At 49.1% G+C, this 17,610-nt stretch carries 18 protein-coding genes; 11 read left to right on the forward strand and 7 right to left on the reverse strand.

Annotation, left to right across the window (positions count from 1 at the left end; genetic code table 11):
* The first annotated feature begins 58 nt into the window (after positions 1-58).
* Together ISX59_RS15870 and ISX59_RS15875 are read left to right on the forward strand one after the other, a co-directional pair.
* Positions 59-1,054 carry a MoxR family ATPase gene (locus tag ISX59_RS15870; protein WP_032529920.1) on the forward strand — a complete coding sequence of 332 codons (996 nt, stop codon included), beginning with the start codon at positions 59-61 and terminating at the stop codon, positions 1,052-1,054.
* Positions 1,055-1,056: 2 nt separating this feature from the next.
* A complete protein-coding gene (locus ISX59_RS15875) occupies positions 1,057-2,367 on the forward strand; it encodes a DUF58 domain-containing protein (protein ID WP_175636912.1) in 1,311 nt (436 codons plus the stop codon).
* On the opposite strand, the gene ISX59_RS15880 is transcribed toward ISX59_RS15875, so the two are convergent.
* From ISX59_RS15880 to ISX59_RS15895, 4 genes are read right to left on the reverse strand one after another with little or no spacing between them, the layout of a single operon-like run.
* On the reverse strand, positions 2,359-2,583 hold the full coding sequence (locus ISX59_RS15880; RefSeq protein ID WP_005775420.1) for an immunity 17 family protein: 225 nt from the start codon (positions 2,581-2,583) through the stop codon (positions 2,359-2,361). The two genes, ISX59_RS15875 and ISX59_RS15880, sit on opposite strands and share 9 nt — an antisense overlap.
* Before the next feature lie 11 nt (positions 2,584-2,594).
* A complete protein-coding gene (gene tsaE, locus ISX59_RS15885) occupies positions 2,595-3,014 on the reverse strand; it encodes a tRNA (adenosine(37)-N6)-threonylcarbamoyltransferase complex ATPase subunit type 1 TsaE (RefSeq protein WP_005775421.1) in 420 nt (139 codons plus the stop codon).
* Positions 3,015-3,029: 15 nt separating this feature from the next.
* Positions 3,030-3,839 (reverse strand): metal ABC transporter permease, encoded by an 810-nt coding sequence (locus ISX59_RS15890; RefSeq protein WP_032542178.1) that lies wholly within the window; start codon positions 3,837-3,839, stop codon positions 3,030-3,032.
* A gap of 38 nt (positions 3,840-3,877) precedes the next feature.
* Positions 3,878-4,300 (reverse strand): hypothetical protein, encoded by a 423-nt coding sequence (locus ISX59_RS15895; RefSeq protein ID WP_005775423.1) that lies wholly within the window; start codon positions 4,298-4,300, stop codon positions 3,878-3,880.
* A gap of 102 nt (positions 4,301-4,402) precedes the next feature.
* Between ISX59_RS15895 and ISX59_RS15900 the strand changes: the two genes are divergently transcribed.
* From ISX59_RS15900 to ISX59_RS15920, 5 genes are all read left to right on the forward strand, one after another.
* The gene (locus ISX59_RS15900; RefSeq protein WP_005775424.1) at positions 4,403-5,404 is read left to right on the forward strand and encodes a M28 family metallopeptidase; all 1,002 of its coding nucleotides are present in this window, start codon (positions 4,403-4,405) and stop codon (positions 5,402-5,404) included.
* Between the two features lie 7 nt (positions 5,405-5,411).
* Positions 5,412-6,584 carry a hypothetical protein gene (locus ISX59_RS15905; RefSeq protein WP_032536928.1) on the forward strand — a complete coding sequence of 391 codons (1,173 nt, stop codon included), beginning with the start codon at positions 5,412-5,414 and terminating at the stop codon, positions 6,582-6,584.
* Between the two features lie 138 nt (positions 6,585-6,722).
* A complete protein-coding gene (locus ISX59_RS15910; protein ID WP_220576062.1) occupies positions 6,723-9,008 on the forward strand; it encodes a GH92 family glycosyl hydrolase in 2,286 nt (761 codons plus the stop codon).
* A 379-nt stretch (positions 9,009-9,387) separates the two neighbouring features.
* Positions 9,388-10,623, forward strand: a complete 1,236-nt coding sequence (locus ISX59_RS15915; protein ID WP_032542969.1) for a site-specific integrase — start codon at positions 9,388-9,390, stop codon at positions 10,621-10,623.
* Positions 10,624-10,635: 12 nt separating this feature from the next.
* Positions 10,636-10,998, forward strand: a complete 363-nt coding sequence (locus tag ISX59_RS15920) for a hypothetical protein (RefSeq protein WP_005809276.1) — start codon at positions 10,636-10,638, stop codon at positions 10,996-10,998.
* A 107-nt stretch (positions 10,999-11,105) separates the two neighbouring features.
* On the opposite strand, the gene ISX59_RS15925 is transcribed toward ISX59_RS15920, so the two are convergent.
* The 3 genes from ISX59_RS15925 to ISX59_RS15935 are packed head-to-tail and all read right to left on the reverse strand — an operon-like array spanning position 11,106 to position 12,810.
* Positions 11,106-12,119, reverse strand: coding sequence for a DUF2971 domain-containing protein (locus tag ISX59_RS15925; RefSeq protein ID WP_005809274.1), 1,014 nt, complete (start codon positions 12,117-12,119; stop codon positions 11,106-11,108).
* A gap of 55 nt (positions 12,120-12,174) precedes the next feature.
* On the reverse strand, positions 12,175-12,480 hold the full coding sequence (locus tag ISX59_RS15930) for a helix-turn-helix domain-containing protein (protein ID WP_032538125.1): 306 nt from the start codon (positions 12,478-12,480) through the stop codon (positions 12,175-12,177).
* 30 nt (positions 12,481-12,510) lie between these two features.
* Positions 12,511-12,810, reverse strand: a complete 300-nt coding sequence (locus ISX59_RS15935) for a helix-turn-helix domain-containing protein (RefSeq protein WP_095231473.1) — start codon at positions 12,808-12,810, stop codon at positions 12,511-12,513.
* A 202-nt stretch (positions 12,811-13,012) separates the two neighbouring features.
* On the opposite strand from ISX59_RS15935, the gene ISX59_RS15945 reads away from it, so the two are divergent.
* From ISX59_RS15945 to ISX59_RS15960, 4 genes are read left to right on the forward strand one after another with little or no spacing between them, the layout of a single operon-like run.
* Positions 13,013-13,369, forward strand: a complete 357-nt coding sequence (locus ISX59_RS15945) for a helix-turn-helix domain-containing protein (protein WP_025072716.1) — start codon at positions 13,013-13,015, stop codon at positions 13,367-13,369.
* Between the two features lie 3 nt (positions 13,370-13,372).
* Positions 13,373-13,723: a helix-turn-helix domain-containing protein gene (locus tag ISX59_RS15950; protein ID WP_004291454.1), complete on the forward strand. Its 351-nt coding sequence runs from the start codon at positions 13,373-13,375 to the stop codon at positions 13,721-13,723.
* 20 nt (positions 13,724-13,743) lie between these two features.
* Positions 13,744-15,303, forward strand: coding sequence for a DUF3945 domain-containing protein (locus ISX59_RS15955; RefSeq protein ID WP_004371700.1), 1,560 nt, complete (start codon positions 13,744-13,746; stop codon positions 15,301-15,303).
* A gap of 60 nt (positions 15,304-15,363) precedes the next feature.
* Entirely contained in the window at positions 15,364-17,454 is a 2,091-nt protein-coding gene (locus ISX59_RS15960) for a type IA DNA topoisomerase (protein ID WP_004371701.1), read from the forward strand.
* Positions 17,455-17,610: the final 156 nt, after the last annotated feature.

A 17,610-nucleotide genomic window follows, 5' to 3' on the forward strand; every position in this document is an offset into this window, starting at 1 on the left:
TGGCGGAGGAAGAATAATTGGAAAGAAAAGAAATATGAATTTGATAAATAAAAAGAATATGGAAGAAAACATGAATGATATGCATGGAGAAGAAGCTCCGCGTACCGATTTGACTCTTTTTTCAGAGAAGATACAGGAACTGAAAAGTCAGATTGCTTCCGTTATTGTGGGGCAGGAACGTACTGTCGACCTGGTGTTGACGGCTATTCTTGCTAACGGTCACGTTTTGATAGAAGGAGTGCCGGGAGTAGCCAAGACCTTACTTGCCCGTCTTACTGCGCGCCTGATAGATGCTGATTTCAGCCGTGTACAGTTTACTCCCGACCTGATGCCGAGTGATGTTCTGGGTACGACCGTCTTCAATATGAAAACCAATGAATTTGATTTTCATCGGGGACCTGTCTTTGCTAATGTTATATTAGTGGATGAAATCAATCGTGCTCCTGCCAAAACCCAGTCTGCCCTTTTTGAAGTAATGGAAGAACGTCAAGCCAGCATTGACGGAACGACTTACCGGATGGGAGAACTTTATACCATTCTGGCTACACAGAATCCTGTGGAGCAGGAAGGAACCTATAAGTTACCCGAGGCCCAGCTTGACCGTTTCCTGATGAAGATTACCATGGATTATCCGTCGCTTGAAGAAGAAGTCAGCATTCTGGAACGCCACCATACCAATGCTGCATTGGTGAAATTAGAGGAGATAAAGCCGGTGATTACCAGTGAGGAGCTGCTTTCTCTTCGCCGGCTGATGGGAAAGGTATTCGTGGATCAGACTCTGCTTCAGTACATTGCTTTGATTGCCCAACAGACCCGTACCAGTAAAGCTGTTTATTTGGGAGCCTCTCCCCGTGCTTCAGTAGCTATGTTGCAGTCTGCCAAAGCTTATGCACTTTTGCAGGGGCGTGATTTTGTGACTCCGGAAGACATTAAGTTTGTGGCTCCCTACGTTTTGCAGCATCGCCTGATTCTGACGGCAGAAGCCGAAATGGAAGGATATTCGCCAGTCAAGGTAACCCAGCGCTTGATTGATAAAGTGGAAGTACCTAAATAATTATGTTCCTGACCAAACGTTTTTACATATTCGTCCTTGTCGTCATCCTGTTGTTAGGTGGCGGATATCTGTTCAGCTCTATGTTCATCATCGGGCAGTTAGGGTTGGTTGCGCTATTGCTCGCCCTGGCCTTCGACGGGTATCTGTTGTATCGTACCAACGGTATCCGGGCCTTCCGTCAATGCGCCGGGCGTTTCTCTAACGGAGATGATAATGATGTCAGTTTACGTATCGAAAGTCGTTATCCCTATCCCGTGAATCTGGTAGTGATCGATGAAGTGCCCGTCATTTTTCAACAGAGAGACGTTCATTTTGAACTGTCTCTTCAGCCTAACGAAGGGAAGACAGTGACATATCAACTACGTCCGACCCATAGGGGAGAATACGGTTTCGGATCTATTCGTGTCTTCTCAATCACCCGGATCGGATTAATATCCCGAAGGTTTACGTGTGGTAAGTCCGAAACCGTCAAAGTATACCCCTCTTACCTGATGCTTCATCAATATGAATTGCTGGCGATAAGTGATAATCTGACCGAATTAGGCATCAAGCGTATTCGTCGGGCAGGACATCAGACGGAATTCGAACAGATCAAAGAATACGTAAAAGGAGATGATTACCGTACTATAAACTGGAAGGCCAGTGCACGCCGCCATCAGTTGATGGTCAATGTTTATCAGGACGAGCGCAGTCAGCAGATATACAGCGTGATTGATAAAGGGCGTGTGATGCAGCAGGCTTTTCGTGGTATGACGCTGCTGGACTATGCCATCAACGCCTCTTTGGTGCTTTCGTACGTAGCCATGCGAAAAGACGATAAAGCCGGGTTGGTGACGTTCAACGAGCATTTTGATACGTTCGTCCCTGCTTCCAAGCAAGTCGGACAAATGCAGACTCTTCTTGAGAATCTCTATAAACAGGAAACAACGTTTGGTGAAACGGATTTTTCCGCCCTTTGTGTGCATTTAGGGAAGCATGTGAATAAACGCAGCTTTCTGATGCTCTATACCAATTTCAGTAACATGACCAGCCTGAACCGGCAACTGGTTTACCTGCAACAACTGGCCAGACAACACAGAGTGTTGGTCGTATTCTTTGAGGATGCCGACCTGAAAGAATATATTGCCGGGAAACCGGAGACAACCGAAGGATATTACCAACATGTTATCGCAGAGAAGTTTGCGTTTGAGAAACGACTGATTGTGTCTACTTTGAAGCAGCATGGCATTTATTCGCTGCTTACAACTCCTGATAAATTGTCAATTGATGTGATCAACAAATATCTGGAAATGAAATCCCGTCAGTTACTCTGATACAGGTTGCGTATTGAGGAAGAAGAAGACAGCCATACCTATCATGATGATTCCCAGCAGTCCGTAAAACAGCCGGGCGCGTTTTCTGCCTACATTCCGTACAATCAGTTGTGCATTTTGGGCAGTGAAAAACCAGTTCCAGTTGAGTATAGATGCCAGCAGGGCGGTAAGCCCTGCGATGGCAAATATTCCCTGAACAAAATATTGAGGGGCCATTGCTCGGATGATTAGTCGTTAATCACTATTTTTCTTGTTCCATCCTCAAGTTCCTCGATGGTAACCTTTACGGCGTCTCCCGGCAACAGTTCTTCTACCAGTTCCGGCCATTCGATGAAACAAAGTGCACCACTGTAGAAGTAATCTTCATACCCCATGTCATATACTTCGCTCAACTTTTTGATCCGGTAGAAGTCGAAGTGATAAATCAGCTCTCCGCCTTCGTCCGAACGGTATTCGTTAACAATGGCAAAAGTTGGGGAAGTGATAACATCCGACACCCCAAGCTCTTCGCAAAGTGCCTTGACGAAAGTCGTTTTACCTGCCCCCATCTTTCCATAGAGTGCAAAGACTGTGTTATCGCCCATGGCAGAGATGAACTCGCGGGCAGCTTCGTGAATCTGTTCCAGTGATTGAATCTTGATTTCCATACTTATATGTTGTTTTTATTGTTTCTTTCTGAAAAGGCTCTTTCCTATTTTACATGCAATGTAGATAAGAATAGAGAAGAAAATGATGGATGCTCCCGAAGGCACATTCAGGCGGTAAGAGATCAGCAGACCTCCCAGGCAACTCAGGTAACCGATGGCAATCGACAGCCAGATGATGCGTTTAAACTTGTTGGTAAACAGATTGGCCGTCATCTGTGGGATGGTCAGCAACGAAATAGCCAGTACAATCCCCACCATGCGCAGACAGGAAACGATGGTAAGGGCGATGAACATCATCAGGATATATTCCAATACTACTACCGGGATTCCTTGTGAACGGGCAAACTCACGGTCGAAAGCGATGTATATAATCGGGTGGATGAACAAGGTGAAGAACAGGATTAGCAGGATGGCAAGAATACCCAGCATCAGCAAGTCGGTCTGTGTAATGGTGAGGATATTGCCAAACAGGTAGGCCGAAAGATCGGGAGCGAAACCCGGGGACAGAAAACTGAACATGATTCCCAATGCCATACCCAGTGTCCAGAACATGGCAATGGCCGAATCTTCACGCATGTCTTTTCGTTTGCTGAGCCACTCTACTCCGAAAGCTGATATGACGGAAAAGACGGCTGCCGAAAGAATGGGAGAGAGGCCGGTATACAGTCCCAGTCCAATGCCGCCGAATGAGGCATGGGTGATACCTCCGCTGATAAATACCAGGCGGCGAGTGACGATATACGTACCGATAATGCCACAGGCAATACTTGCCAGAAGACTTCCCAGGAGAGCGTGTTGAAAAAAGGTATATTGTAGTAAATCCATACGGTTCAGCTGTTAGGAACGTGAGGCAGACGGGCGGGTTAAGGATGTATCCTCCGTTCGCCTACTACCAGAAAGACTTCATCTTTTATTTCATCGGGAAGGCTGATTCCTCTCAGTTGCAGGCTGCGTACCCATCCGGCTACATCGGTGTCTTGCATGGTATAAAAGACATCACGGAATTTATCAGCCTCTTCCGGTGTATATTCTTCGGGGGCCCTGCCGATAAATGTATCCAGTTCTTCGTCGTCGTAATACTCTATTTGCTTACTGACGGCAGCCAGCAAACTGTCCCGTTCACAAACTTCATGCTGTCCGCAACACTCTACGTCGACTTCCTTTACTTCCGGGAAGCTGTCCAGTTCCCCGTTATCTATTTTCTTTTGCAGCCTTTTGTTGCGGATATACCCAGCAATCATTGCCACGATGGCGAGCAACACCAGACCAACTATAAGTATCCACATAATTACGAATCAAATTTTCGCAAAGGTACTTATTAATTTGTATTATTCCGTATATTTGTCCTTGCAATGTGCTAAATGAACTAAAACAGAAACATCCCGATCATGAAAAGAAAACACCTGATTACTGTCTTTATGTGGTGTGTCGCCACTACTTTGTGTGCCCAGACCCCGGTCGAAAAGGGGCTGAAAAGTATTAACCGTCAGGCTGCCGAGGCTTATATCGGCTTTTTGGCCGATGATGAATTACAGGGACGTGAAGCCGGATTCCACGGTTCGCGTGTGGCTGCCCGGTACATCGTTTCCCTACTGAAAGAGATGGGAGTCCGCCCGTTGGGTGAAAGCTACTATCAGCCGTTCGATGCTTATCGCAAGGAACGCCAGCAGAAGGGACGTCTGGAAGTGCATCCGGACTCGATAGCCAAACTGAAACAAGTGGTACATCAGAAACTGTCAATGAATAATGTATTGGGTATGATTCCCGGAAAGAAGACGGATGAGTATGTGATTGTCGGTGCGCATTTTGACCATTTGGGTATTGATCCTGCCCTGGACGGCGACCAGATTTACAATGGTGCCGATGATAACGCTTCCGGAGTATCGGCCGTACTGCAAATAGCCAAGGCTTTTGTGGCAAGTGGTCAGCAGCCGGAACGGAATGTGATCTTTGCCTTTTGGGACGGAGAGGAGAAGGGGCTCCTCGGATCGAAATACTTTGTGCAGGAGTGTCCGTTCATCAAGCAGATAAAAGGATATCTGAATTTTGATATGATTGGTCGTAACAATAATCCCCAACAGCCTAAGCATGTGGTTTATTTCTATACCGAGGCCAATCCTTCTTTCGGCCGCTGGTTGAAGGAAGACATTAAAAAGTACGGTTTACAGTTGGAACCCAATTATCGTCCTTGGGACAAACCGGTGGGAGGAAGTGACAACGGATCGTTTGCCAAAGTCGGTATTCCCATCATCTGGTATCATACGGATGGACATCCCGATTACCATCAACCTTCCGATCATGCCGACCGCCTGAATTGGGATAAAGTGGTTGAAATATCTAAAGCCTCTTTCCTTAATGTCTGGAATCTGGCAAACGAAAAGGATTATTAAGAATGAAATGAAAACTAAACTAACTAATTGTGTAAGAATCGGATTGCTCTCTTTTATGTTGGGGTGTTTGCTTACTTGTTGCCAAGGAACGGCTCCTTCCGGCAATACAGGTAAAAAAACTTCCAGAACGGCTATTGCGTCCAATGACTCAGTGAAGTTGATTCCCGATAAAGTCTTGAATGACGCGTCTTGTGTGCTTGCCGGCTTGCCGGTTGATAAAGAAAGCGGGAAGCTTTATGCCCTGACCCAGACGAAAGAATGGAAGAACCATGCCCGTTACATGGATCAGATATGGAACGTTTTTCAGCAGACGGCTCCCCGCGTGGTAGCTTTCTCACAGACGGAACTGGAAGATATCAACGCCCGTTGCCATACACTGTTCTATCCATTTGGGGGGCCTGATTTTCTGTTTGCCAATGCATTCTTTCCAGAAATGGATACTTATGTGCTGATCGGGTTGGAACCCGCCGGTAGTGCGCCGAAGGTGAAACACCCTTCTGCCGAAACCTACCGTTTGTATCAAAACGCTGTGTCGGATGTACTCAACCTGAGTTTTTTTAATGATATGGACAAAGAGTTGGCCAATGATACCATTGACGGGGTAGTTCCCATCTATTCGTTATTGATGGCCAGGGGAAACAGGAAGATAGTCAGTATTAAGGAGGTCCGGTTATCAGAAGCCGGGGATCTTATTGAAGTCGGGAAAGGAGATACCATCCGGAATGGAGATTGTACGGGAATGGAAGTTTGTTTTTTCCGTCCGGGCACTTCCCGGTTACAGACTCTTTATTATTTCTGTACCGATATCAGTAACGAGGGGTTGCAAGCCAATAAGCCTTTACAGGCATTTATGGACCGTTTTGATACGGAGGCTACCGCAACATTCGTCAAGTCGGCTTCGTACCTGATGCATGAGCCTTCTTTTTCCCGTATACGTGAAACGATTCTCAGGAAATCATCTGCCGTAATACAAGACGACTCTTCCATCCCGTTGTCCTGTTTCGATCCGGAGATGTGGACGGTTACTTTGTACGGTACCTTTTATAAACCCATTTCAGCTTTCTCGCAATATTCTCAGCCGGAGTTGCGAGATGCTTATCAGTTGGGTGATCCCAAGCCCCTGAACTTCCGGATCGGTTATGCACGGCAATCCAATTTGCAGGTTGTAAGAAGAAAATAATCCCGGTTAATGACTTTTCTCCGGAGGGTTAACCGGGAATTAACCCTCCTTCTAACCCTTCCTCATTAGCTTCGCAGCATAAATTAAATGCAAAGGGTAAATAAGCCTTTACCCTGTTTAAAATTCAATTTCTGAGCTATGAGGAAGAATATTTCGATTACCCTTATCGTTAGTGCAGCCCTTTTGCTGGCTTCGTGTACACAACAAAAAGTACCTTTCAGCCCTGTCGATTATGTAAATCCCCTGATGGGGACAGAGTCTACTTATGCCTTTTCGCATGGGAACACCTATCCTGCCGTAGCAGTTCCCTGGGGAATGAATTTCTGGAGTCCGCAAACCGGGGAGAATCGAAGTGGCTGGATGTATATGTACACCGACAGCCTGATACGGGGATTCCGCCAGACCCACCAACCCAGTCCGTGGATAAACGATTACGGAACTTTCTCTATCATGCCGTTGTCCGGCGAACTGAAGCTGAATCATAACGAACGGGCCGTGCCTTTCTCGCACACTCAGGAGAAAGCGACTCCTTATAGTTATGGTGTCACGTTTGCGGATGGTACCCGGACGGAACTTTCCGCGACTTCGCGCGGAGCGGTATTTGAAGTTTCTTTCCCGGAGAAGTCCGCCCAATATATTGTGGTAGATGCTTATGATGGTGGAAGTGCTCTGGCGATTGACAAGGAGAATCGGTGTGTAACCGGTGTGGCACGTAATCATAATGGCGGAGTACCCGATAATTTTGCCAACTATTTCCGGATAGAGTTCAGCCATCCCATTACAGAAGAAGGAGTATACGACGGGGATACGCTGATGCATCACCAACAGACGGTAGAGGGTGATTATACCTGTGCTTACCTCAAGTTTAACGTTCCGGCGGGGGAAAGGCTGACCGTCCGTACGGCATCTTCTTTTATAAGTCCCTCACAGGCACTTATCAACTTCAGCCGGGAAGTGGGAGGAAAGAGCCTTGCCCAGGTGAAGGAAGAAGCACGAAAACAGTGGAACAGCTATCTGGGACGAATTGAAGCGGAAGGCGGCAGTGAAGAGCAGCTACGCACCTTCTATTCCTGTCTTTACCGGACATTGCTCTTCCCCCGTGAGTTCTATGAGTTCGATGCTCAGGGGAAACCGGTTTATTACAGTCCTTATAACGGAAAAATACACGATGGCTACATGTATACAGACAATGGCTTTTGGGATACGTTCCGTGCAGTCCATCCCTTGTTCACCTTATTATATCCGGAGGTTTCCGAAAGGGTTACCCAGTCCATTCTCAATGCTTACGATGAAAGTGGTTTTATGCCCGAGTGGGCAAGTCCCGGCCACCGTGGATGTATGATTGGCAATAACTCCATCTCTTTGTTGACAGACGCCTGGGCAAAAGGGATTCGTACCATTAATCCGGAGAAAGCTCTTGAAGCGATGATCCATCAGACCGGGGCCGTGCATCCGGAGATCAGTTCGGTGGGCCGTGACGGATTTGAATATTATGATCGTTTAGGTTATGTTCCTTATCCCGAAGTGCATGAGGCTACCGCTAAAACCCTTGAATATGCGTATGCCGACTGGTGTGTAGCGCGCTTTGCCGCTTCCATCGGGAAGAAGGAGATTGCCGACAGTTATTATCGCAAGTCCTTGAATTACCGGAATCTTTATTATCCCGAACATGGCTTTATGTGGGTGAAAGATGCCCAAGGGCGGTGGAGGGACCGCTTTGATGCAACAGAATGGGGAGGTCCCTTCACAGAAGGAAGTTCCTGGCACTGGACCTGGAGCGTTCTTCACGATCCCGAAGGGCTGTCGCAACTGATGGGAGGGCACGCATCGATGGCAACCCGCCTCGATTCCATGTTTACAGCTCCCAACACCTACAATTACGGCACCTATGGTTTTGTTATCCACGAGATAGCCGAGATGGTAGCCCTCGATATGGGACAATATGCACATGGCAACCAGCCGGTGCAACATGCCATTTATTTATACGATTATATCGGCAGGCCCTGGAAGACCCAGCAACATGTTCGCGAAGTGATGGGGAAACTCTATAACTCCGGCAGCAAAGGCTACTGTGGTGATGAGGATAACGGACAGACTTCTGCCTGGTATGTCTTCTCGGCCATGGGATTCTATCCTGTTTGTCCCGGTGTGCCGGAATATGCGATGGGGAGTCCGCTTTTCCCTAAACTGACGCTACACTTGCCCCATGGAAAAAATTTCATTGTGAAGGCAGAGGGAAACAGTCCCGCAAACTGCTATATCGGCAAAGCCTTGCTCAATGGCAGCGAGTTTACCCGTAATTTCCTGACTCACTGTGAACTTACTTCCGGAGGAGAACTGGTATTATCCATGGATAGTGTGCCCGATCTCCGCCGTGGCACCCTGAAGACGGATCTGCCTTACTCTTACTCCCGGGGGCACTAATCCCCCGGTATACGTTTGTCATTTCTATTATTTTTCGTATTTTTGTTGCACAAAGATACTACAAAAAAGTGGAATACAGAAGAATGAAGTAATAGAATTGATTTACAGAGGTTTCATTTAAGCAGCCGATTATCTCCAACGCCACCACAATCCTTGCCGAAGCCAAGTCAAGACGTCGCAACGTTACTTGTTCGTAACCACACCATATAGGTGACGAAATTGGCACGAATGGCAAAACAAGGCGTTGTGATATAGTGAGTTACTAACAACTCACGCGACAAATCCAGTTACGGAAAAAGATTGCGTCGTTCCTCCGTGTTTTGCGTACCGACGAAGGATTCTTCACCGACTAATTTTGAACCTAAAAAAATTAAGGACGATGAAGAGTACATTTTCAGTTATCTACTACCTCAAACGTCAGGTAGTGAAAAAGGACGGGACAGTACCCGTCATGGGACGTATCACGGTGGACGGCAGCCAAACACAGTTCAGCTGCAAACTGACCGTCGATCCTAAGCTGTGGGACACCAAAGGAGGACGTGTCACGGGCAGAAGCACGGCTGCACTCGAAACGAACCGTATGCTCGACAAGATGCGCGTACGCATCAACAAGCACTATCAGGAAATCATGGAGCGTGACAACTTCGTCACTGCGGAAAAGGTGAAAAACGCCTTTCTTGGACTGGAACACCGCTACCACACGCTATTGCAGGTGTTCCGGCAACACAACGAGGACTATGCCAAGCAGGTGGAGGCAGGCATGAAAGCCAAAGGCACGTTTGACAAATACAAGATCGTTTACAAGCACCTGCAAGAGTTCCTCACCATCCGCTACCACGTGAAGGACATCGCCCTGAAAGAGCTTACCCCCGCTTTCATTTCCGATTTTGAAATGTTCCTGCGCACGGACAAACACTGCTGCACCAACACCGTGTGGCTGTATGTCTGCCCGCTTCGGACGATGGTGTTCATCGCCATCAACAATGAGTGGCTCACGCGCGACCCGTTCCGCGAGTATGAAATCAAGAAGGAGGAAACGACCCGCAGCTTTCTGACGAAAGATGAAATCCGCCTGCTGATGGAAGGTAAGCTGAAGAATGCGAAGCAAGAACTGTATCGTGATTTATACCTGTTCTGCGCCTTCACGGGCTTGTCGTTCGCCGATATGCGCAACCTGACGGAAGAGAATATCCGCACCTACTTTGACGAACACGAGTGGATAAACATCAACCGCCAGAAGACGGGTGTGGTGTCCAACATCCGTATGCTCGACATAGCGAAGCGCATCATCGACAAATACCGTGGGCTGTGTGGGGACGGCAGGATATTCCCCGTACCCCACTATAACACGTGCCTTGCCGGAATCCGTGCCGTCGCCAAGCGTTGCGGTATCACCAAGCATATTACATGGCATCAAAGCCGCCACACGGCCGCCACGACGGTGTTCCTCTCCAACGGCGTACCCATCGAAACGGTCAGTTCCATGCTGGGACACAAAAGCATAAAGACAACGCAGATATACGCGAAAATAACCAAAGAGAAGCTCAATCAAGACATGGAGAACCTTGCCGCGAGATTGAACCAAATCGAAGAATTTGCAGGTCGTACCATCTAAAACAGAGAAGCCATGAAACGTGACATAATCATCATTGAGGACAAGGCGGTCAGCGTAACCGGTAACGATGTATGGATGACCGCCGGAGAAATCGCCAGACTGTTCCACACGGGTGTCCCGGCAGTGAACGCCGCCATCAAAGCCATCCTCAAAACGGACGTGCTGAACGACTACGAGGCATGCCGCTACATCCAACTTGAAAACGGTCTGTATGCGGATGTTTACTCGCTTGAGATAATCATCCCCGTCACCTTTCGGCTGAGCACATACCATGCCCATCTTTTCCGCCGCTGGCTGATGGACAAGGCACTTGCAAAAGACAAGCATACCGCCTACATGTTATTCGTACATAGCGGAAAAGGCGGTTACTGCTGAAAAGACGATGAAAATCAATTAAAAACGGACAACCATCAAGCTGTCCGTTTTAACTTTAAAATAGTCAATTTTGAATATACAAATTATGTGCTAAAGAATATGAGGTATCAAAATTGAGATGGCTTATATAACATCTCATACTTTAACGAGCCACAATCAATGTACATATCATATTCCGCAATTCCTTTTTCTTGTGCTATATAATGCAAAGTTTTCTTGTGGATGTTTGAAATTCTCTCTCCATAATAGATTGCTTTAGGAACAATTTTCAGGCTTGTTGCACGAGAATGTGCGGCAGGTTGTTTCTCTGAATGAATAATACGCCATTCATTTTCATATTCCCACTGTGTGGATTTGTGAATAGCCATTTTCAAATGCGATAGTGAATCTATATTTTTAACATCCAGCCCCAAGCTCTTTGCTATATACCATTGAATAAAACTATTTGCATCAAAGCGGTTATTATCATATATAACAGGCAAGATACAACAATTCATTTCTCCTTGTTCTAATAAGAACCTTAAATCATATTCCAATGCAAACCCTTCATGATTTTGGGCATAGTGACTCCACATTATAACAGAATCTATGCTTTCACTTAAACATGCTATTGTAGATACGACCTTTAATGTATCCCCCATTTTTAATAGGATTTCTTTCAATATGTTTTCCATTACAACACTAAAAAGAGCTAATGTCAATGGATTTATGCCGTTACACGATATTACCTGTTTTTTTAAACCTGTCAAATTGTTTCTTCCGAAAAATTGGATTACACTTGGAGGAAATTCGAAATCTTTAGTTTCAAGTATCTGTTTGAATTGTTCAAGAAATTCTTCTGTACAACAAGCTCTCATTTGCTCTTGAATATTATCCAAACTATAATAAACAAGAGTGTCATAGGGGTCATTAAACTTATCAGCAGTAACAGCATAAACCAGATCCTTGTCAAAAGCATCAAGGTTTAATGTTGAACAACTCCTATATCTATACAGTTTTTGTGGCAACATTGACATCAATGCTGCACTTATAGGATAGATTCGGGATTTTATGTCCTCTTGCTCAATTCCTTCAGGAATTATTGTGGATTCTAACAATTTTGCAAATTCACTCCGAAGCATAATGGTATTCGTTTTAACCACAAAGGTACGCATTTTATTCCGGAATGTCAGGACATTACTCCATCGGTTTGCGGTAATTCGCCTCCAGCAGTTCACGCAATCCCGATTCGGGGTAAAGCACCTTCCCGCCTAAAAGGATAAAGGGCAACACTCTGTTGTTACGGTATTCCTGCAAGGTACGGCGGCTCACACGGAGCAACTCCGCCACCTCCCTGTCCGTCAGGTAACGTTCCCCGTCCAGCGGTGGACGGTAGTTTTCCAAAAATGCAGAGAGCCATTTAGAGCCTTTGCGCATATTCTGCACCACGGTGGCAAGCGGCTCGTCCTCCAGTGTAAAAACATCGTTGTTCTCGTTCATCATAACTTTGGATTCAGTGGGTGAATAATAAGATTACCTGCCGCCGGGATAGAGCGTACCGATAAGCGGAATCAGCCTCCTAACTTCTTCCGGCTTGTAATAGAACCTGCGGTTTATCTGCGAGTAGCCGATAAGCCGCTTGTCGCGCAACGTCTGCAACGTGCGCGGGCTTATTCTCAACTGCCCGCAGACCTCCTCGCCCGTGAGCCATCTTTCCATGCGCCCCGTGTCGCTTTTGCGCCTCAGTGCGGCGACCTTCTCCGAGAGTGCGCCGAATGTCGCCACCATCATCTCGAAAGTCTTTTTCTCAATTGATACTATTTCCATATTCATGCAATTATCGGTTTGCCCGCAAAGGTAACGATACACTCCCGGACACGTGCCGTTTTCCACTGAAAGGCTGCCTGTTGCGCCGTTTGACCGGGTTACGGAGCCATCTTCCGTAAAAATCTTACGTGAGTCACGTAGTGAGTTGTTAAAGCCCCTTTTGTTTATTGCCGAATTTTGCCGCAGATACAAAAAGAAAGGACTGAATATGAAAGTGATAACAATGGAAAGTTCCGTCTTCCGGTCATTGACGGAACAGATAGCGGAGATTGCGGCACACGTCCGTGCCGTCTCCGGTGACAAGAGAGCGGCATCGCCCGACAGGTTGCTCACCACACGCGAGGCGGCGCACCTGCTTAACGTGAGTACCCGCACCCTCCAGCGTATGCGCAGCGAGCAACGCATCGGCTATGTCGTGCTTCGCGGCAAATGCCGCTACCGGCAGTCGGAAATCGACCGCCTGCTTGATGAGAGTACCGTCAACGAGGACGCGGCGACACCGCAGGAACTGAAACGCAACCACACGTTGCGCACGGGCGGCAACCCCAAAGGAAGGAGGACATAGGTCATGGAACTGCTCACACGAAACAACTTCGAAGGCTGGATGCAGAAGTTGATGGAACGGCTCGACCGTCAGGACGAACTGCTGCTGGCGATGAAGGCTGAGGGGAAACAGCCTACTATCACGGAAAGCATCCGCCTTTTCGACAATCAGGACTTGTGCATGCTGCTTCAGATAAGCAAGCGCACCCTGCAACGCTACCGCAGTGTCGGCGCATTGCCCTACAAGACACTGGGCAAGAAAACCTATTACAGCGAGGAGGACGTGCTGACATTCCTTTCCAACCATATCAAGGACTTCAAAAAGGAAGATATAGCCTTCTACAAGGCTCGTATCCATAATTTCTTTCATAAATAACCCATTAAAACATTTTTCAGATGGCAAAGAAAAAAGACGAAAAGGACGTGCTGGTGGTCCGTGACGAGAAGACGGGCGAGATCAGCGTGGTTGCCGGGCTGAACGCGGACGGCACACCCAAGCGCACCCCCGCGAAAGCGGAAAACGCGCAGAGTTTCCTGCAATTCGACCGACACGGCGACGTGCTGGACAACTTCTTCAAGAACTTCTTCCGGCAGTGCAAGGAACCCAGCCGCTTCGGTTTTTACCGCATCGCGGCAGACCAAGCCGAAAATCTCTTGGAGGTGATGAAGCAACTGCTGAAAGACCCCGAAGCGAACAAGGAGCTGCTTGCCCCTCACAAGGTGGACACCTCCGACTACGAGAAAAAGGTGCAGGAAGAACTGGCAACCGAAAAACAAGAACCTCAAAAACAGGAAAACATGGAGCAACAAAAAGAACAACAGGAAGATCCCGAACAGACGCAGGGCAAACGGGGCTACCAGCCCATCGACGAGAGCAAAATCAACTGGCAGGAGCTGGAGGACAGATGGGGCGTGAAGCGTGACGACCTTGAAAAGTCCGGCGACCTTACGAAGATGCTCCACTACGGCAAGTCCGACTTGGTGAAGGTCAAGCCCACCTTCGGCGGCGAAGCATTCGAGCTGGACGCCCGCCTTTCCTTCAAGAAGGACGGCGAGGGAAACATCAGCCTCGTGCCGCACTTCATCCGCAAGGAGCAGAAACTGGATGAATACAAGGAACACAAATTCTCCGACGACGACCGGAAGAACCTGCGCGAGACGGGCAACCTCGGCAGGGTCGTGGACATCGTGGAGAAGGAAACGGGCGAGATTATCCCCTCCTACATCAGCATCGACCGCAAGACGAATGAGATCACGGACATTCCGGCGAGCAAGGTACGCATCCCGGAGCGCATCGGCAAGACGGAAATCACCAAGCAGGAGCAGGATATGCTCCGCGCCGGACTGCCCGTGCGCGACAAGCTCATCGAGCGCAACGACGGCAGGAAGTTCGTCACCACTCTGCAAGTGAACGTGGAGCAGCGCGGCGTGGAGTTCGTGCCGGGAACCGGAAGGTCGCCCCGTACCGTACAGACGCAGGAAACCAAAGGCGACACGTCGAAAAGTCAGGCGCAAGGCGGGGAAAATGCCACACAGACCAAGAAGGAGCAACGCCGCAACACGTGGACGAACGAGGACGGCAGCATCCGCCCCATCAGCAAATGGAGCGACGTGAACTTCACCGAACAGCAGAAAGCCGACTATGTGGCGGGCAAAGCCGTGAAACTGGAGAACGTGACCGACAAGCAGGGCTTCCATGCCACGATGTATATCAAGTTCAACCCGGAGAAGGGTCGCCCGTACCGCTACGAAACAAATCCCGACATCGGGCAGCAGGTCGCCCCGTCCAACGAGAGCCGCACGCAGGTGGCGGTGAACAACGAGGGCAAGACCAACGAGGCGACAAAGAACCTGAAAGAGCCTTTGCAGAAAGGTCAGACCACTCCGAAGGACGCCCGCCAGCAACAGCAGCAGGACAAGCCGCAGAAGAAAACGGGCAAGGGCATGAAAGTATAGACCGATGTCCGCCACTGAATCCAAAATAAAATCCAAAGTATCAACAAAAAAGAAGAAGACATGAAGACAATCATTGCAGAAAAGCCCTCCGTGGCACGTGAAATCGCCCGCATCGTGGGCGCGACAAAGAGAGAGGAAGGATATTTCGAGGGAGGCGGCTATGCCGTGACATGGGCATTCGGACACCTTGTCCAGCTCGCCATGCCCGATGGCTACGGCGTGCGCGGTTTCGTCCGTGACAACCTCCCGATTATCCCCGACACCTTCACGCTCGTCCCCCGTCAGGTCAGGACGGAGAAAGGCTACAAGCCCGATAGCGGCGTGGTGTCGCAGATAAAAACAATCAAAAGGCTGTTCGGCACCAGCGACCAAATCATCGTGGCAACCGATGCCGGACGCGAGGGTGAACTTATCTTCCGCTACCTCTACCACTACACGGGCAGTACCACTCCTTTCGTGCGCCTGTGGATAAGCTCGCTCACCGACAAGGCTATCCGCGAGGGATTGCGCAACCTCGAAGACGGCGGCAAGTATGACAACCTATACCTCGCCGCCAAAGCGCGAAGCGAATCCGACTGGCTCGTGGGCATCAACGGCACGCAGGCTCTCTCCATCGCCGCCGGACACGGCACATACTCCGTGGGGCGGGTGCAGACACCAACGTTGGCTATGGTATGTGAACGCTACTGGGAGAACCGCCGCTTCACGCCCGAAGCCTTCTGGCAACTCCATATCGCAACGGACGGTTGCGACGGCAAGGTCGTGAAATTCTCATCCTCTGAAAAATGGAAGTCGAAAGAACCGGCAACGGAGCTATATAATAAGGTAAAGGCGGCAGGCTTCGCAACGGTAACGAAAGCCGAGCGCAAGGAGAAAACGGAGGATACCCCGTTGCTGTACGACCTGACCACGCTTCAGAAAGAAGCCAACGCCAAGCACGGCTTCACGGCGGAGCAGACGCTTGAAATCGCGCAGAAGCTCTACGAGAAGAAGCTGATAACCTATCCGAGAACGGGTAGCCGCTACATCCCCGAAGACGTGTTTGCCGAAATTCCCAAACTGCTCGCTTTCATCGGCACACAGCACGAATGGAAAGACAAGGTGCGGGCAAAAGCCATCCCGACACGCCGCAGCGTAGACGGCGGCAAGGTGACAGACCACCATGCCCTACTCGTCACGGGTGAGAAACCGCTCTTCCTCTCCAAAGAGGACAATACCATCTATCAGATGATTGCCGGGCGCATGGTCGAGGCATTCTCTGAAAAATGCGTCAAGGACGTGACCGCTGTCATGGCGGAATGTGCCGGAGTGGAGTTTACCGTGAAAGGCAGCGTCATCAGGCAAGCCGGATGGCGTGCTGTCTATGGCGAGGAAAACAAGGAGGAAACCACCATTCCCGGCTGGCAGGAAGGCGACACGCTGACACTGAAAGCCTCTTCCATCACAGAAGGGAAGACTAAGCCCAAGCCGCTACATACCGAAGCCACCCTGCTGTCCGCAATGGAAACGGCGGGCAAGGAAATCGAGGATGACGCACTGCGGCAGGCGATGAAGGACTGCGGCATCGGTACTCCCGCCACACGCGCCTCCATCATCGAAACGCTCTTCAAGCGCGGTTACATGGAACGCTGCAAGAAATTGCTTGTCCCCACCGAAAAGGGGCTTGCACTCAATTCCGTGGTGAAGACGATGCGCATCGCCGATGTCGCCATGACAGGCGAATGGGAGAAGGAACTGGCACGCATCGAGCGTGGGGAGCTGTCCGCCGATACCTTCCGCAAAAAGATAGAGGCGTACACGCGGGAGATTACCTCCGAACTGCTCTCATGCGACAAACTCTTCGGCAGCCGCGATTCCGGTTGCGCGTGTCCCAAGTGCGGCACGGGCAGGATGCGGTTCTACGGCAAGGTGGTACGCTGCGACAACACGGAGTGCGGGCTTCCCGTGTTCCGGCTGAAAGCGGGACGCACCCTGTCCGACGATGAAATCAAAGACCTGCTCACCGAAGGGCATACCCAGCTGCTCAAAGGCTTCAAGAGCAAACAGGGCAAGAGCTTCGATGCCGTCGTCGCCTTTGACGGGGAATATAACACGACGTTCGTGTTCCCGGAGGCTAAAAAGGGCAAGAAATTTTCAGGACGGAAGAAATAGTATTAACTTTGCCACTTGTTCAGAGTAATGAATTGTTCTTCGATACCGGATTACACTCATACTTTGGATTTAGTGGCGGCACTCGGAGGGATACCGAGTGCCTTTTTCTTCCTTTTTTCCAACCGATTATCCCGTTAAATATCAATCCACTAAACT

Source organism: Bacteroides sp. FSHCM14E1 (assembly GCF_019633785.1).
Taxonomy (GTDB): domain Bacteria; phylum Bacteroidota; class Bacteroidia; order Bacteroidales; family Bacteroidaceae; genus Bacteroides; species Bacteroides hominis.

What these genes read in the sequence shown, in the direction of transcription:
- ISX59_RS15910 (WP_220576062.1), top strand. Translation starts at nt 6,723, where the DNA reads ATGAGGAAGAATATTTCGATTACCCTTATCGTTAGTGCAGCCCTTTTG.
- ISX59_RS15870 (WP_032529920.1), top strand. Translation starts at nt 59, where the DNA reads ATGGAAGAAAACATGAATGATATGCATGGAGAAGAAGCTCCGCGTACC.
- tsaE (WP_005775421.1), bottom strand. Translation starts at nt 3,014, where the DNA reads ATGGAAATCAAGATTCAATCACTGGAACAGATTCACGAAGCTGCCCGC.
- ISX59_RS15880 (WP_005775420.1), bottom strand. Translation starts at nt 2,583, where the DNA reads ATGGCCCCTCAATATTTTGTTCAGGGAATATTTGCCATCGCAGGGCTT.
- ISX59_RS15890 (WP_032542178.1), bottom strand. Translation starts at nt 3,839, where the DNA reads ATGGATTTACTACAATATACCTTTTTTCAACACGCTCTCCTGGGAAGT.
- ISX59_RS15875 (WP_175636912.1), top strand. Translation starts at nt 1,057, where the DNA reads ATGTTCCTGACCAAACGTTTTTACATATTCGTCCTTGTCGTCATCCTG.
- ISX59_RS15950 (WP_004291454.1), top strand. Translation starts at nt 13,373, where the DNA reads ATGGAACTGCTCACACGAAACAACTTCGAAGGCTGGATGCAGAAGTTG.
- ISX59_RS15915 (WP_032542969.1), top strand. Translation starts at nt 9,388, where the DNA reads ATGAAGAGTACATTTTCAGTTATCTACTACCTCAAACGTCAGGTAGTG.
- ISX59_RS15925 (WP_005809274.1), bottom strand. Translation starts at nt 12,119, where the DNA reads ATGCTTCGGAGTGAATTTGCAAAATTGTTAGAATCCACAATAATTCCT.
- ISX59_RS15905 (WP_032536928.1), top strand. Translation starts at nt 5,412, where the DNA reads ATGAAAACTAAACTAACTAATTGTGTAAGAATCGGATTGCTCTCTTTT.
- ISX59_RS15945 (WP_025072716.1), top strand. Translation starts at nt 13,013, where the DNA reads ATGAAAGTGATAACAATGGAAAGTTCCGTCTTCCGGTCATTGACGGAA.
- ISX59_RS15895 (WP_005775423.1), bottom strand. Translation starts at nt 4,300, where the DNA reads ATGTGGATACTTATAGTTGGTCTGGTGTTGCTCGCCATCGTGGCAATG.
- ISX59_RS15935 (WP_095231473.1), bottom strand. Translation starts at nt 12,810, where the DNA reads ATGAATATGGAAATAGTATCAATTGAGAAAAAGACTTTCGAGATGATG.
- ISX59_RS15920 (WP_005809276.1), top strand. Translation starts at nt 10,636, where the DNA reads ATGAAACGTGACATAATCATCATTGAGGACAAGGCGGTCAGCGTAACC.
- ISX59_RS15955 (WP_004371700.1), top strand. Translation starts at nt 13,744, where the DNA reads ATGGCAAAGAAAAAAGACGAAAAGGACGTGCTGGTGGTCCGTGACGAG.
- ISX59_RS15960 (WP_004371701.1), top strand. Translation starts at nt 15,364, where the DNA reads ATGAAGACAATCATTGCAGAAAAGCCCTCCGTGGCACGTGAAATCGCC.
- ISX59_RS15900 (WP_005775424.1), top strand. Translation starts at nt 4,403, where the DNA reads ATGAAAAGAAAACACCTGATTACTGTCTTTATGTGGTGTGTCGCCACT.
- ISX59_RS15930 (WP_032538125.1), bottom strand. Translation starts at nt 12,480, where the DNA reads ATGATGAACGAGAACAACGATGTTTTTACACTGGAGGACGAGCCGCTT.